Origin of the sequence: Burkholderia sp. 9777_1386 (assembly GCF_015712265.1) — a bacterium.
Classification (GTDB): Bacteria; Pseudomonadota; Gammaproteobacteria; order Burkholderiales; family Burkholderiaceae; genus Burkholderia; species Burkholderia cenocepacia.
The window spans coordinates 1-15,283 of record NZ_JACCQB010000027.1; the positions used below are offsets into that span (position 1 = coordinate 1).

General features: G+C 67.0%; 13 protein-coding genes and 1 pseudogene. 2 read left to right on the forward strand and 12 right to left on the reverse strand.

Features of this window, described 5'->3' with window-relative positions; genetic code table 11:
• The 7 genes and pseudogenes from H0X91_RS20140 to H0X91_RS20170 form a co-directional block, all read right to left on the reverse strand.
• Positions 1 to 197, reverse strand: a pseudogene (locus tag H0X91_RS20140) (acetyl-CoA C-acetyltransferase); the annotation flags it as partial.
• A 285-nt stretch (positions 198 to 482) separates the two neighbouring features.
• The gene (gene phaP / locus H0X91_RS20145; protein ID WP_006491043.1) at positions 483 to 1,067 is read right to left on the reverse strand and encodes a TIGR01841 family phasin; all 585 of its coding nucleotides are present in this window, start codon (positions 1,065 to 1,067) and stop codon (positions 483 to 485) included.
• Positions 1,068 to 1,564: 497 nt separating this feature from the next.
• Entirely contained in the window at positions 1,565 to 2,329 is a 765-nt protein-coding gene (locus tag H0X91_RS20150; protein ID WP_034201359.1) for a ParA family protein, read from the reverse strand.
• Between the two features lie 101 nt (positions 2,330 to 2,430).
• A complete protein-coding gene (locus tag H0X91_RS20155) occupies positions 2,431 to 3,054 on the reverse strand; it encodes a DNA-3-methyladenine glycosylase (RefSeq protein ID WP_043206190.1) in 624 nt (207 codons plus the stop codon).
• Positions 3,041 to 3,571 (reverse strand): G/U mismatch-specific DNA glycosylase, encoded by a 531-nt coding sequence (gene mug, locus H0X91_RS20160; protein WP_060210961.1) that lies wholly within the window; start codon positions 3,569 to 3,571, stop codon positions 3,041 to 3,043. Before mug ends, H0X91_RS20155 begins: the two co-directional genes overlap by 14 nt.
• A 122-nt stretch (positions 3,572 to 3,693) precedes the next feature.
• The gene (locus H0X91_RS20165) at positions 3,694 to 4,248 is read right to left on the reverse strand and encodes a single-stranded DNA-binding protein (RefSeq protein ID WP_034201356.1); all 555 of its coding nucleotides are present in this window, start codon (positions 4,246 to 4,248) and stop codon (positions 3,694 to 3,696) included.
• A 99-nt stretch (positions 4,249 to 4,347) separates the two neighbouring features.
• Positions 4,348 to 5,535: an MFS transporter gene (locus H0X91_RS20170; protein WP_006483141.1), complete on the reverse strand. Its 1,188-nt coding sequence runs from the start codon at positions 5,533 to 5,535 to the stop codon at positions 4,348 to 4,350.
• 264 nt (positions 5,536 to 5,799) lie between these two features.
• Here H0X91_RS20170 and uvrA point away from each other — a divergent pair, with 264 nt between their 5' ends.
• On the forward strand, positions 5,800 to 8,685 hold the full coding sequence (uvrA, locus tag H0X91_RS20175; protein WP_006483142.1) for an excinuclease ABC subunit UvrA: 2,886 nt from the start codon (positions 5,800 to 5,802) through the stop codon (positions 8,683 to 8,685).
• Between the two features lie 220 nt (positions 8,686 to 8,905).
• Positions 8,906 to 9,988: an AI-2E family transporter gene (locus H0X91_RS20180; RefSeq protein ID WP_006483146.1), complete on the forward strand. Its 1,083-nt coding sequence runs from the start codon at positions 8,906 to 8,908 to the stop codon at positions 9,986 to 9,988.
• A gap of 93 nt (positions 9,989 to 10,081) precedes the next feature.
• On the opposite strand, the gene purU is transcribed toward H0X91_RS20180, so the two are convergent.
• The 5 genes from purU to H0X91_RS20205 all read right to left on the reverse strand — a co-directional run bounded on the left by purU (position 10,082) and on the right by H0X91_RS20205 (position 15,252).
• Positions 10,082 to 10,966 carry a formyltetrahydrofolate deformylase gene (purU, locus tag H0X91_RS20185; RefSeq protein WP_006483149.1) on the reverse strand — a complete coding sequence of 295 codons (885 nt, stop codon included), beginning with the start codon at positions 10,964 to 10,966 and terminating at the stop codon, positions 10,082 to 10,084.
• A 73-nt stretch (positions 10,967 to 11,039) separates the two neighbouring features.
• Entirely contained in the window at positions 11,040 to 11,906 is an 867-nt protein-coding gene (locus tag H0X91_RS20190; protein WP_059721065.1) for an NUDIX hydrolase, read from the reverse strand.
• Between the two features lie 5 nt (positions 11,907 to 11,911).
• Positions 11,912 to 12,526 (reverse strand): LysE family translocator, encoded by a 615-nt coding sequence (locus H0X91_RS20195; RefSeq protein ID WP_006483140.1) that lies wholly within the window; start codon positions 12,524 to 12,526, stop codon positions 11,912 to 11,914.
• A gap of 75 nt (positions 12,527 to 12,601) precedes the next feature.
• Complete coding sequence (locus tag H0X91_RS20200) at positions 12,602 to 13,168, reverse strand: adenine phosphoribosyltransferase (RefSeq protein WP_034178636.1); 567 nt, start codon at positions 13,166 to 13,168, stop codon at positions 12,602 to 12,604.
• A 77-nt stretch (positions 13,169 to 13,245) separates the two neighbouring features.
• Positions 13,246 to 15,252, reverse strand: a complete 2,007-nt coding sequence (locus H0X91_RS20205) for a monovalent cation:proton antiporter family protein (protein ID WP_006491635.1) — start codon at positions 15,250 to 15,252, stop codon at positions 13,246 to 13,248.
• Positions 15,253 to 15,283: the final 31 nt, after the last annotated feature.

Consider the following 15,283-nt stretch of genomic DNA (forward strand, 5'->3'; position numbering starts at 1 on the left):
GCCGGGTTCTGCCCGGAGCCGGCCGTCAGCACCTGGCCCATGATCACTTCGCTGACCTGCTCGGGCTTCACGCCCGCACGCTCCAGCACTGCGCGGATCACCGTCGCGCCCAGTTCGGGCGCCGCAATCTTCGCCAGCGAGCCGCCGAATTTGCCGACCGCGGTCCGCGCGGCCGATACGATCACTACATCCGTCATGTTCAATTCCTGCATCGAAATCAGTTCGTCGTTGTGACGCCGGCACGGGGCGACGGCGCGCGTCGGGCCAACCGGTGCGATCGCGGTCGCGGTCGCGCCATCTTCGCGTGCGGCGCCTGTTCGCACCGGCGGCACGGCACACCGCCGCACGGGCAACCGTGCACGGGCGTCTCGCGGCGCATCGGACGCTCGCCGGCCCCGCGTGGCACACGCGGCGCCGGCGCCGTCCGGCGCCGATCAAGCGTGTCGCGCCTGCGCGCGACACGCATTCAGCACGCGTTCAGATCACGCAGCCGATTCGCGCGCAGCCGCGGCGTCCTTGCGGGCGGCCGCAGCCGTCTGCTTGGCGCCGCGGGTGGCCGTTTCGCTGACTGCATCGAAACCGCTCTGCGCCGCTTCGATCGCCTGCCCCGTCGCTGCACGCACGGAGTCGGCCGCGGCGGTCGCCGCGGACAACGCCGAATTCAGCGCGGCCACCACCGGCGCCGAGCCGGCCGGTGCGTGCTTCGACAGTTCGCCGAGCACGTCCTTCAGGCGCTTGTCGTTCTGTTCGTACTGGGCCTGCGCGACCTTCGCCCATTCGGATTGCGTCGACACCGCGATGTCGAACAGATGGCGGCCATACGACACGACCTTGCCGGCCGCTTCCTGCGGCGCGGCGACCTGCTGCGCGAAGCCCGCGGCCGGGTTGTTGCCGTTGAACGCGTTCTTCAGCTTGTCCTCGTATTCCTCGAGCGCCGTGCGGGCCGCTTGCAGGTTGAGTTCGACGACGGCCTCGAAACCGTGGATCGCCGGACGGGCGATCGCGAACCAGGCGGCGATACCGGATTGATAATCGGCGGCGAGTTTTTCGGGGGCAAATACGGACATCGGACACGCTCCTGTTAGCAATGCGAGAGACGACGTAAAGAAAAATGGAAGCTTGATCGACAGCGCTTCCTTATTGACGACCCGTACCTGTTTGAGCACGAGCGGTTGAAGGAAGTCATTCTAGAGCGATTAATTGTCAATTAAATGGCATTAATGATAGGTATAAACCCTTATTACCCTTTAGAGCGGCCGCCGCAGCCCGGCGTGCCGACATCGCGGGCAGGATGCCCGCACGCTCCGACCCGCAATGCCTTTTTACCTTTTTACAGCATAGCGCATCGTGACGTCGCGCAATATTTACCAATCCATTATTCCGTTTATTAGAAAACCGCCCCTCATTAAAAATGGAGTGGTCGCCGATGTAATCGTTTTTTCGGGATTTATTATGAAATCGTTTTCTGGATTATTAATGACGAATTCAATGATCGGATGAATTACGATCGCGATAAAAACGAGGCCGCTCGAAGCGGCCTTGGTCGATGCGGTGGGGCGCGGGGTCAGCCGGCCAGTTCGCGATGCAGCGCGCGGAATTCCTGCGCGAGCTTGTGGGTCGGCTCGAGATGGATCACCGGCGTCGACTGCTGATGCGATTCGCGGATCTTCACCGACGCGGACAACCGCGACGCGAGCACCGGCAGCCCTTCGTCGACGAGTTCGTCGACCAGCCGTTGCGGCAGGCTCGCGCGCGGCTGGAACTGGTTGATGACGATCCCTTCGACTTCGAGCGCCGCGTTGTGGTCCTGCTGGATTTCCTTCACGTTCTCGAGCAGCGTGTACAGCGCGCGGCGCGAGAAATCGTCGCAGTCGAACGGGATCAGGCAGCGCTCGACCGCGATCAGCGCCGAGCGCGTATAGAAATTCAGCGCGGGCGGCGTGTCGATGTACACCGCATCGTAAGTGTCGAGCTCGTTGAGCGCGTCGCGTAGCTTGTAGATCTTGTAGCGCGATTCGAGCTTGCCGTGCAGCGTGTCGAGATCCGGATGCGCGGGCATCACGTCGAGTCCGTCGAACGGGGTCGCGTGGATGAACGACGCGACGTCGACCGGCCGGAAGTTGAAGGTCAGCGCGGTTTCGAAGAAACCGGCCACGCCCGGTTGCGCGTCGGCCGCCGCGTCGCCGAGCAGGTAGCGCGTCGAGTTCGCCTGCGCATCGAGATCGATGACGAGCGTGCGCAATCCTTCGCTCGCGCTGATCGCCGCCAGGTTGCAGACGATCGTCGACTTGCCCACGCCGCCCTTCTGGTTGAACACGACCCGCCGCATGGTGTCCCCTCGCTCGAAACGTCGAAACGGCCAGCTTAGCGGGTCAATCATGGCGACCGCGTGACGCAGGTCGAATTGGACGCGACAGTGCGCGCCACGCGTCACACGCGCGGCACCGCGCCCGATACGTAGCGGTTGCCGGGCACGCTCCACCGCCACGGAAGATCCTGGCCGACGCGAATGCCGATGCGCGGCCCGCCCGCCAGATCGGCGGGCGGCGCCAGCCCGTCGTCGACGATCGCGAACCCTTGATGCGCGCCGGCCAGGTCGACGCCATCCTGCGCGCCGCCGATCCCCATCGCCTGCGTCAGCCGGGCCGGCCCGCGGCACAAGTCGCGATCGCGCGTGCGCGGCGGCCGCGCCGCACGCATCTGTTCGAGTCCGTGCAGCGGCTCCAGCGCCCGGATCAGCACGCCCGTTCCCGCGCCGTCCGGGCCGCACACGCAGTTGCAGCACCAGTGCATGCCGTACGTGAAATAAACGTAGAAGTGCCCGGGCGGCCCGAACATCGTCGCGTTGCGCGGGGTCTTGCCGCGATAGGTGTGCGCCGCCGGATCGAGTGCGCCCGCATACGCTTCCACTTCGACGATGCGGCCGGCCCGGCCGTCCGCGGCCGCGAGGATCTTGTTGAGCAGTTGCGGCGCGACCTCGGTGGCCATGCGGTTGAAGAATGCGCGTGGCACGATGGCGCCCGGCCACGGAGCCGCCGTCTTACTGCGTCGCATCGTGTCCCTCCGTGATCGCCGCGGAATGAAGCTCGCGATACGCATCGATCAGATCGTCGAGCCCGAATGCGCGGTTTCTCCCGCTGGGATTCGGCAGCACCCACACCCGCGCATGCTCGATGCGGGCCGACTGCAATCCCCACGCGACTTCGCGCTGCCCCGACAGCGCCGAATAGGCCGCCTTGCCGAGAAACGCGACGAAGCGCGGCGCATGCTGCGCGACTTTCTGCTGGAACGCGGCGCCGGCGACCGCGAATTCCGCGCGCGAAAGCTGATCGGCACGCGCGGTCGGCCGCGGCACCACGGCCGTCAGCCCGCAGCCGTAACGGAGGATCTCGCGATCGTCCAGCGGCGAAATTTCCGTCGGCGTGAAGCCCGCGAGATGGAGCACGCGCCAGAAGCGGTTGTTTCTCCCCGCGAAGTGATGGCCGGTCGCGGCCGCGAGCAGGCCGGGATTGATCCCGCAGAACAGGACGTCGAGATCGGGCGCGATGAGGTCGGGGAGTGCGTCAGCCACGGTTCATCCGGCGTGCGACCGGCGGGAACGACGTAAACGAAACAAGGCCCGAAAACCCGGGCCAAGCGACTGGCTTGACTCGGATATTCGGGCCCATCGTGATGCGAGGGTGCGACTGGCGATCAGAACGGGATATCGTCGTCCATCTCGTCGAAGCCGCCGCCTGCCGGTGCGCTCGGACGGCTCTGGCCGCCACCACCCGCACCGCCACGCGCCGCGCCGCCGCCGCCGGCACGACCGCCGCCGCCACGCTCCGCCTGCTCGCCGCGACCGCCGCCACCACCACCGTAGCCGCCGCCATAACCGCCTTCGTCACCGCCGCCACCGCCGCCGCCCGAACCGCCGCGGCCGCCGAGCATCTGCATCTGTTCGGCGACGATTTCGGTCGAGTAACGGTCCTGGCCGTCCTGGCCCTGCCACTTGCGCGTGCGGATGCGGCCTTCGATATAGACCGACGAACCCTTCTTCAGGTATTCGCTGACGATTTCCGCCAGACGGCCGAAGAACGCGACGCGATGCCACTCGGTCATTTCCTTGAAATCGCCGCTCGCCTTGTCCTTGTAGCGATCGGTCGTCGCGAGACGGATGTTCGCAACCGCGTCGCCGCTCGGCAGGTAACGGACTTCAGGATCGGCGCCGAGATTGCCGACGAGGATGACCTTGTTGACGGATGCCATGTGTTTCTCCAGTAAATTCGATGCCGGGCCGCCCGCGTGTGTCGCCGGAACGGCCCGCCGGGCACGCCGGCGCGCTGCCGATGCCTGCCCGAGTGAGGTTCAGGCCTTGCGCGGCGGCGCCTTCATATTGGCCGCGATTATAAGCCACGCGGCCACGAGCCCCGAACACGTGTAGAACACCGTGTTCGCGCCCCCATGCTTCAGCAGCCAGCCGCCCACGATGCCGCCGAGCGCGAGCCCGATCGACTGCGTGGTGTTGTAGACGCCCGTGGCCGCGCCCTTGCGCGAACCCGGCGCGAGCTTCGACACGAGCGACGGCTGCGACGCTTCCAGGATGTTGAACCCGAGGAAGTAGACGAAGAGAATCGCCGCCACAATCAGGATGGTATGCGGCGCGCTGCCCAGCAGCAATTGACCGATCAGGATAGCCAGAATGCCGCCGAGCAGCACGGGCTTCATCTTGCCCCGTTTTTCCGCGACGATGATCGCCGGCACCATCATCACGAACGCGAGCCCCATCACCGGCAGGTAGACCTTCCAGTGCGCGGCGACCGGCAGCCCGCCGTCGACCAAGAGGCGCGGCACGACGAGGAACAGCGCCGTCTGCGTCGCATGCAGCACCAGCACGCCGAAGTTCAGGCGCAGCAGCTCGACGTTGTGCAGCACCTCGGCGAACGGCGCGGGCACGTGCACGGGCTTCGCCGCATCGGGCACGATCCACAGCACGACGCCGATCGCGAGGATCGACAGCACGCCGACGATCGCGAACAGCCCGCTCATCCCGACCCAGTGGAACACGATCGGCGCGCCGACGATCGCGACCGCGAACGACACGCCGATCGACCCGCCGACCATCGCCATCGCCTTCGTGCGGTTCTGCTCGGAAGTCAGGTCGGCGATGAACGCGAGCACCGCCGACGACACGGCGCCCATCCCCTGGATCACGCGGCCGACGATGATCCACGTGATGTCGTGCGCGAACGCGGCGACGAAGCTGCCGAGCGCGAAGATCACGAGGCCGGTGGCGATCACCGGCTTGCGGCCGAACTTGTCGGACGCCCACCCGTAGAAGATATAGAACAGCGACTGCGTGACGCCGTAGGCCCCGAGCGCGATCCCGACGAGCAGCACGTTGTCGCCGCCCGGGATGGTTTTTGCGTAGACCGAGAACACCGGCATGATCATGAACAGGCCGAGCATGCGCAACGCGAAGATCGCCGCGAGCGACGTGGTCGCGCGCAGTTCGGGCGCAGTCATGCGGGAAGACGTGGCAGACGGATTGGACATCGGGAATGAATTTCGAATGATCGGAATGTCCGCCCGGCGGCGGGCGGCGGAAGATCAGGACCGGCGGCCTGGCGGCCTTTCGGGCGACGCGTCGGGGCCGGATGCAGACGGCCTGCGGGCCGCCCGGAACCGTGCGGCGCGACCGCATTCCCCGGCGCAGGTGTCGCCTTGCTGCCACCTGCTGTAAAGGCTGGGGGCCGTAAACGACGGTCTCGAAAAGCCGTTATAGTAGCAGGTTTGGTTCCCTCCATTTTCGCCAGGTTCATGGAACAGATCCGTATCCGTGGGGCACGCACCCACAACCTGAAAAACGTCAATCTCGACCTGCCGCGCCACAAGCTGGTCGTGATTACCGGGTTGTCCGGGTCGGGCAAGTCGTCGCTCGCGTTCGACACCCTTTATGCCGAAGGCCAGCGCCGCTACGTGGAAAGCCTGTCCGCGTACGCCCGCCAGTTCCTGCAGCTGATGGAGAAGCCCGACGTCGACCTGATCGAGGGGCTGTCGCCGGCGATCTCGATCGAGCAGAAGGCCACGTCGCACAACCCGCGTTCGACCGTCGGCACGGTCACGGAAATCCACGACTACCTGCGACTTTTGTACGCACGTGTCGGCACGCCGTACTGCCCCGACCACGACATCCCGCTCGAGGCGCAGAGCGTGTCGCAGATGGTCGACGCGGCGCTCGCGCTGCCCGAGGAAACCAAGCTGATGATCCTCGCGCCCGTCGTCGCGAACCGCAAGGGCGAGCACGCCGAGCTGTTCGAGGACATGCAGGCGCAGGGCTTCGTGCGCTTTCGCGTGCGCTCGGGCGGCGGCGCCGCGAACGAAGGCGTCGCGAAGATCTACGAGGTCGAGTCGCTGCCGAAGCTGAAGAAGAACGACAAGCACACGATCGACGTCGTCGTCGATCGCCTGAAGGTGCGCCCGGACATGAAGCAGCGGCTCGCCGAATCGTTCGAAACCGCGCTGCGCCTGGCCGACGGCCGCGCGATCGCGCTCGAGATGGATACCGATCACGAGCACCTGTTCAGCTCGAAGTTCGCGTGCCCGATCTGCTCGTACTCGCTGCAGGAGCTCGAGCCGCGCCTGTTCTCGTTCAACAACCCGATGGGCGCGTGCCCGGAATGCGACGGCCTCGGGCAGATCACGTTCTTCGACCCGAAGCGGGTCGTCGCGCACCCGTCGCTGTCGCTGGCCGCGGGCGCAGTGAAGGGCTGGGACCGCCGCAACCAGTTCTACTTCCAGATGCTGCAGAGCCTCGCGGCGTTCTACGAGTTCGACATCGACGCCGCATTCGAGGATCTCCCCGAAAAGATCCGCAAGGTGCTGTTGTTCGGCTCGGGCAAGCAGACGATTCCGTTCTCGTACATCAACGAGCGCGGCCGCACGACGATCCGCGAGCACGTGTTCGAAGGGATCATCCCGAACCTCGAGCGCCGTTACCGCGAGACCGATTCGGTCGCGGTGCGCGAAGAGCTGTCGAAGTACCAGAACAACCAGCCGTGCCCGTCGTGCGACGGCACGCGCCTGCGCCGCGAGGCGCGCCACGTGCGGATCGGCACCGGCGACTACGCGCGCGGCATCTATGAAATCAGCGGCTGGCCGCTGCGCGACGCGCTCGGCTACTTCGACGGGCTGACGCTCGACGGCGCGAAGCGCGAGATCGCCGACAAGGTGATCAAGGAAATCGTCGCGCGCCTGACGTTCCTGAACAACGTCGGCCTCGACTACCTGTCGCTCGAGCGCAGCGCCGAGACCTTGTCGGGCGGCGAGGCGCAGCGCATCCGGCTCGCGTCGCAGATCGGCTCGGGGCTCACGGGCGTGATGTACGTGCTCGACGAGCCGTCGATCGGCCTGCACCAGCGCGACAACGACCGCCTGATCGCGACGCTCAAGCACCTGCGCGACCTCGGCAACTCGGTGATCGTCGTCGAGCACGACGAGGACATGATCCGCACGGCCGACTACGTGGTCGACATGGGCCCCGGCGCGGGCGAGCACGGCGGCGTCGTGGTCGCCGAAGGCACGCCGAAGCAGGTGCAGTCGAATCCGCAGTCGCTGACCGGCCAGTACCTGCTCGGCAAGCGCGTGATCGAGTACCCCGACGAGCGGCTCGCGCCCGATCCGGAGCGGATGCTGCGCATCGTCGACGCGCACGGCAACAACCTGAAGCACGTCGATCTGGAACTGCCGGTCGGCCTCCTGACCTGCATCACCGGCGTGTCGGGCTCCGGCAAGTCGACGCTGATCAACGACACGCTGTATCACGCGGTCGCGCGCCACCTGTACGGCTCGGCCGCCGAGCCGGCGCCGCACGAGGCGATCGAGGGCCTCGAGCACTTCGACAAGGTGATCAACGTCGACCAGTCGCCGATCGGCCGCACGCCGCGCTCGAACCCGGCCACGTACACGGGCCTGTTCACGCCGATCCGCGAGCTGTTCTCGGGCGTCCCGACGTCGAAGGAGCGCGGCTACGATCCGGGCCGCTTCTCGTTCAACGTGAAGGGCGGCCGCTGCGAATCGTGCCAGGGCGACGGCGTGCTGAAGGTCGAGATGCACTTTTTGCCGGACGTCTACGTGCCGTGCGACGTGTGCCACGGCAAGCGCTACAACCGCGAAACGCTCGAAGTGCAGTACAAGGGCAAGAACATCAGCGAAGTGCTCGACATGACGGTCGAGCACGCGTACGAGTTCTTCAGCGCGGTGCCGGTCATCGCACGCAAGCTGAAGACGCTGCTCGACGTCGGCCTCGGCTACATCCGCCTCGGCCAGTCGGCCACGACGCTGTCGGGCGGCGAGGCGCAGCGCGTGAAGCTGTCGCTGGAGCTGTCGAAGCGCGACACCGGCCGCACGCTGTACATCCTCGACGAGCCGACCACCGGCCTGCACTTCCACGACATCGCGCTGCTGCTGGAAGTGATCCACCGGCTGCGCGACCAGGGCAACACGGTCGTGATCATCGAGCACAACCTCGACGTGATCAAGACGGCCGACTGGGTGATCGACCTCGGCCCCGAGGGCGGCGCCGGCGGCGGCCAGATCATCGCGCAAGGCACGCCCGAGCAGGTCGCGAAGACGAAGGCGAGCTTCACCGGCAAGTACCTCGCGCCGCTGCTCAAGCGTCCGACCCGCAAAGTCGCGGCCGGCTGACGCCGCTCCACCCTGCCCGCGCGCGGCCGTCCGGCCGCGCGCCTCCTCGTTTTCCCTTCTGCGTTTACACCACGCGCCAAACGGCCCGTTTGCGGACCATAATGGCAGCTATACTTTACGGTCGTAAGGTTCGCCATCCGCACCAATCCGGTGCGGCGCCGGGCGGCCCGCACGCTGCCGCGCGCTGCGCGGCACGACACACGGACGACAGGAATCCACGATGGAGAAGCAACAAGAGTCGCGCGACACGCAGAACCGCGAGCCGCACCTGCGCAGCGTGCGGCTGACGAGCGACTTGAGCCTGCCGAAGCTGTCGGCGCTCGAGATCGGCAGCTATCTCTTCGCGCTCGTCATGATGTGGCTCGTCCTCGAGCTCCGGCTGCTCGGCGGGATGCTCGCCGGCCTGCTCGTCTACCAGCTGATCCACACGATCGCACCCGTGATCGAACGCCACACCACCAGCATGCGCGCGCGCTGGGTCGCCGTCGTGCTGTTGTCGATCGCGATCGTCGGCGCGCTCACCGGCCTGACGATCGGCATCATCGAGCATTTCGAGCACACGGTGCCGAACCTGCAGAGCCTGCTCGACCAGCTGATGCAGATCGTCGAGCAGACCCGCGCACGCACGCCGGCGTGGATCGCCAATCTGCTGCCCGTCGACGTCGAACAGATGAAGACGAAGGCGGCCGTGCTGATGCACTCGCACATGGACCAGCTCCAGCAAAGCGGCAAGAGCGTCGCGCGCGGCTTCGGCCACGTGCTGTTCGGGATGATCATCGGCGCGATGATCGCGATCGGCGTCGAGCAGGGCAAGGTGCGCCGGCCGCTGTCGACCGCGCTCGTCATGCGCGTGTCGCGCTTCTCCGACGCGTTCCGCCGCATCGTGTTCGCGCAGATCAAGATCTCGGCGATCAACGCGGCATTCACCGGCATCTATCTGCTCGTCGCGCTGCCGATCTTCCACCAGCGGCTGCCGCTGTCGAAAACGCTCGTGCTCGTCACGTTCATCGTCGGCCTGCTGCCGGTGATCGGCAACCTGATCTCGAACACGCTGATCGTCGCGGTGTCGCTGTCGGTCAGCATGGGCACCGCGATCGCGTCGCTCGCGTTCCTCGTGGTCATCCACAAGCTCGAATACTTCCTGAACGCGAAGATCATCGGCGGCCAGATCGAGTCGCGCGCGTGGGAGCTGCTGCTCGCGATGCTGATCATGGAAGCCGCGTTCGGGCTGCCGGGCGTGATCGCCGCGCCGATCTTCTATGCGTACCTGAAACGCGAGCTGTACCTGCTGCGGCTGATCTGAAACCGCCCGCCAGCCAGCGGAAAGCAAAAACGCCGCGCCCCGTGAAGGGCGCGGCGTTTTTGCTTGTGGAGCCGGCCGTTCGCGGCCGACGGATCAGCGAAACACGACCGTCTTCGTCCCGTTCAGCACGATCCGGTGCTCGACGTGCCACTTCACCGCCCGCGCGAGCGTCACGCACTCGACGTCGCGGCCGATCGCGGTCAGCTGGTCGGGCGTCATGCTGTGATCGACACGTTCGACTTCCTGCTCGATGATCGGGCCTTCGTCGAGATCGGTCGTCACGTAGTGCGCGGTCGCGCCGATCAGCTTCACGCCGCGGTCGAACGCCTGGTAGTACGGCTTCGCGCCCTTGAAGCTCGGCAGGAACGAATGGTGGATGTTGATCGCGCGCCCGGCGAGCTGCTCGCACATATTCGGCGACAGGATCTGCATGTAGCGCGCGAGCACGACGAGATCGGCCTGGTGCTCGTCGATCACTTCCAGCACGCGCGCTTCCTGCGCGGCCTTCGCGGCATCGGACGAACCGCCGATCAGCGGGAAGTGATGGAACGGAATGTTGTAGCTCGCCGCGAGCTGGTAGAACTCCTTGTGGTTCGACACGATCGCCGGAATCTCGATCGGCAGCTGGCCCGTGCGATAGCGGAACAGCAGGTCGTTCAGGCAGTGGCCGATCTTCGACACCATGATCACGACGCGCGGCTTCACGGCCGCATCGTGCAGCTCCCAGCGCATCGAGAACTGTTCGGCGAGCGGCGCGAATTCCTTGCGAAGCGTGTCGAGCGCCGACGCGGCATCCACGCCGCCGCCGTCCTGCTCGAAGTGCACGCGCATGAAGAACTCGCTGGTGCGGCTGTCGCCGAACTGCGCGGAATCGAGGATGTTGTTGCTGCGCTCGAACAGGAAGCCCGAGACCGCATGGACGATGCCGTGCCGGTCGGGGCACGACAGTTTCAAGATAAAGCTGTGATCGGTCGGCATGACCGCTACTCCCATTGTTTCCGTATTCGTCAAATTGCCCGTTCGCGCCGCGCGGCTGCGCGCTCGGCGCGCGTCACGCCGCCGGGACGAACAGCGCGTCGATGCCGGCCGCGTCGGCCGCCGCAATCCAGCGGTGGCGCAGCAGCGTATCGAGCGTCGCGAGGCTCGCATCCATCGTCGCGCGGCCTTCGCGCAACCAGCCGATCACCTCGGGCACGCCGGCCAGCAGGTGCTCGGCCACTTCGCCGTCCTGGTTGCGTGGCGCGAAGTCGTGCGGCAGCGGCAGGTCGTACACGAAGATCAGTTCGGATTGCGTGCCTTCCGGCAGCGAATTCAGCACCTGCACCGTGCGGCCCGCGATCGCGCGCGCCGCCAGGTCGGCCGGAATGCCGGCTTCTTCCCAGCATTCCTTCGCGAGCGTCTCGTGAACGCCCAGCCCCCAGCCGATCCCGCCCGCGACGACGTTGTCGAGCATGCCGGGGTCGGTGGCCTTGGTCGCGCTGCGGCGGCCGAGCCACATCTTCGGCGCGGCCGCGGCGGGCGGCTCGCCCGGCGTAACCGCGTATTCTACGATGCCGTTCACGTGCACCGCATAGGTCTGCGTGCCGAAGAAGCGCGACGCGGCGCGCTCGATGTACGCGAGCGGCGGATCGTCGAAGCGGTTGCGGATCGCGTAGATCTCGTCGCGCCAGCCGGGAATCGCGCCTTCGGCGGCGAGCGCGCCGATCGCGCTGGCCAGCGCCATGCTGCGCGCGTCGACCGAATCGTAGCGCGCCGACAGCACGACGCGCTCGCCGGTCAGCTCGAACACGTCGGGCCAGCGCGCGAGCTTCGCGACGTCCTGGCGGCGCACCCAGCCGACCGCCTGGCCGGCGATCTCGAAACGCAGGTGCGCGGCCGGATCGAAGCGGCGCGCGGCCGCGATGCACGGAAACGTCATCGTCATCAATCCTTCAGCGCGACGCGAATGCCGATCGCGATGAACGTCGCGCCGGCGATCCGGTCGAGCCACACGCCGGCCTTCGGGCGGCGCTTCAGCCACGTGCCGATCATGCCCGCGCCGACGCCGAACAGCGAGAAGACCGCGGCCGTCTGCAGCATGAACAGCGCGCCGAGCTCGAACATCTGCAGCGTCACGCTCTGCGCGCCGTGCGGATCGACGAACTGCGGCAGGAACACGACGAAGAACAGCGTGACCTTCGGGTTCATCAGGTTGCCGATCACGCTCTGCCGGAAGATCGTGCCGAGCGGCTGCGGCGGCCGCGCATGCGCGTTCGCGAGGCCCTGGCTGCGCAGCGCCTTGATGCCGATCCACACGAGGTACGCGGCGCCCGCGAGCTTCAGGATCTGGAACGCGACCGGCGACGAACGCAGCACGGCCGCGACGCCGAGCGCCGCGAGCGTCGTGTGGAACAGGATCCCCGCCGTGAAGCCGAGCGCGGCGACGAAGCCGGCCGCGCGACCCTGCGAGATGCCGCGGGCGAGCACCTGCAGGTTGTCGGGACCCGGCGCGAACGTGATCGCGATCGACGTGGCGAGAAACAGCATGAAGTTGGGCATCGTGACCTCGCTGCGGAATGTGAACCAGGCGTGAATCAACGCAAGCCGGGGCGGCCCGCCCCGGGGGACCGGCGTTCAGTGGCCGGAGAATTCGGTAACGGTGTAGACCGGCAGTCCGGCGTTGCGCAGCAGCGCCGAGCCGCCGAGATCGGGCAGGTCGATGATCGCCGCGCCCTCGACGACCACCGCGCCGAGCCGCTGCAGCAGGTTGCGCCCCGCCATCATCGTGCCGCCGGTCGCGATCAGGTCGTCCATGATGATCACGCGGTCGCCGGGGCGGCACGCATCTTCGTGGATCTCGACCGTCGCGCTGCCGTATTCGAGGTCGTACGATTCCGAACGGGTCTTGTACGGCAGCTTGCCGACCTTGCGGATCGGCACGAAGCCGACGCTCAGCTCGTACGCGACGATCGGCGCGATGATGAAGCCGCGCGCGTCGAGGCCCGCGACGTAGTCGAGCTTCGCGTCGACATAGCGTTCGACGAACAGGTCGACGAGGATGCGCAGCGCCTTCGGGCTCTGCAGCAGCGTCGTGATGTCGCGGAACTGCACGCCCGGCTGCGGCCAGTCCGGCACCGTGCGGATCTGGCTATGGATGAAGGCGACCGGATCGAGCGGTGCGCCCGACGACGAATGCGGCATGAAACTCTCCGAAAAAAACGGTGCGCGAAGATCGGGCACCGTTTCTGATCAATACGGGTCAGGTTGTGAATCGCGGCTCACGCGGCCGCGGCCGGCGGGTCGCGCCGATGGCGCGACAACCGCTCCTCCGCGAGCGCGAGCGCCTCGGGCAGCCCGCGCAGCACCACGATGTCGCTCGCGCGCAGCTTGGTCTGCGGATCGGGTTCGACGCCGCGGATGCCGTGCCGGCGGATCGCCGTGACTTCCAGCCCGAGCGCGTACAGCCCGAGTTCTTCCAGCGAACGCCCGACCGCGTCCGCGCGCGCATCGACCGGCACCGATTGTAGCCGCACCTGCTCGTGATCGTCGTCGTCCGCGTCGTCGGCGCCGCGGAAATAGCCGCGCAGCAGGCTGTAACGCTCGTCGCGCATCTCCTCGACGCGCCGCACGACCTTGCGCATCGGCACGCCGACCAGCACCAGCGTATGCGACGCCAGCATCAGGCTGCCCTCGACGATCTCCGGAATCACCTCGGTCGCGCCGGCCGCGAGCAGTTTCTCCAGGTCGGCATCGTCCACGGTACGCACGATCGCGGGCAGCGTCGGTTCGAGCTCGTGCACGTGGTGCAGCACGCGCAGCGCGGACGGCGTGTTCGCGTAGGTGATCGCGACGGCCGCCGCCCGGTGGATACCGGCCGCGAGCAGCGACTCGCGGCGCGCCGCGTCGCCGAACACCACCGATTCGCCGGCGGTCGCCGCCGCGCTCACGCGATCGGGATCGAGGTCGAGCGCGACGTACGAAATGCCTTCCTGTTCGAGCATGCGCGCGAGGTTCTGGCCCGCGCGGCCGTAGCCGCAGATGATCACGTGGCCGCGCTGCTTCAGGCTTTGCGTCGCGATCCGCGTCATCTGCAGCGACTGCTGCATCCATTCGGTCGACGACAGCCGCATCACGATGCGGTCGGCGTTCTGGATCAGGAACGGCGCGGCGAGCATCGACAGCAGCATCGACGCGAGGATCGCCTGCAGCAGCGTCGAATCGACGAGATGCCGGTCGAGGATCAGGTTCAGCAGCACGAAGCCGAATTCGCCGGCCTGCGCGAGGCCGATGCCCGTGCGCATCGCGACGCCCGGCGTCGCGCCGAACAGCCGCGCGAGCCCGGCGATCATCGTCGCCTTGAACAGGATCTGCCCGACGAAGAAGCCGAGCACGATCAGCGGATGCTCCCAGATCACGCGCGGGTCGAGCAGCATCCCCGTCGTCACGAAGAACAGGCCGAGCAGCACGTCGCGGAACGGCTTGATGTCCTCCTCCACCTGATGGCGGAACGGCGTCTCGGAAATGAGCATCCCGGCGATGAACGCGCCGAGCGCGAGCGACAGCCCGAAGCGGTCGGTGATGAACGCGGCGCCGAGCGTGACGAGCAGCAGGTTCAGCACGAACAGCTCCTGCGAGCGGCGCCGCGCGACGACGTTGAGCCAGCGCGTCATGAAGCGCTGGCCGATGACGAGCAGCAGCGCGAGCGCGATCACGATCTTGACCGCCGCGAAGCCGAGCGTGAGCGCGAGATCCTTCGACGACTCGGCGCCGAACGCGGCGATCACGATCAACAGCGGCACCACCGCGAGATCCTGGAACAGCAGCACGCCGAAGATGTTGCGGCCGTGCTCGGTCTCGATCTCGAGCCGCTCGGCGAGCATCTTCGACACGATCGCCGTCGACGACATCGCGAGCGCGCCGCCGAGCGCGATACTGCCCTGCCACGTGATGTGCACCCAGCGCTCGAACAGCGCGCCGAGCACGAGCGCGAGCACGAGGGTCGCGACGACCTGCAAGAGGCCGAGTCCGAACACGAGCCGCTGCATCGCCCTCAGCTTCGCGAGCGAGAATTCGAGGCCGATCGAAAACATCAGGAACACCACGCCGAATTCCGCGAGGTGCTCGGCCCGTTCGAGATCCGCCGCGACGCCGAAGGCGTGCGGGCCGACCAGGATGCCGACGGTCAGATAGCCGAGCATCGGCGGCAGGTTCAACGAGCGGAATACGACGACGCCCACCACCGAGGCCAGCAGCAGCAGTAGGGTCATTTCGAGCGGGGAAATCACAGGCGAAGCGTCCTCGTTCGTCGGGGCCACG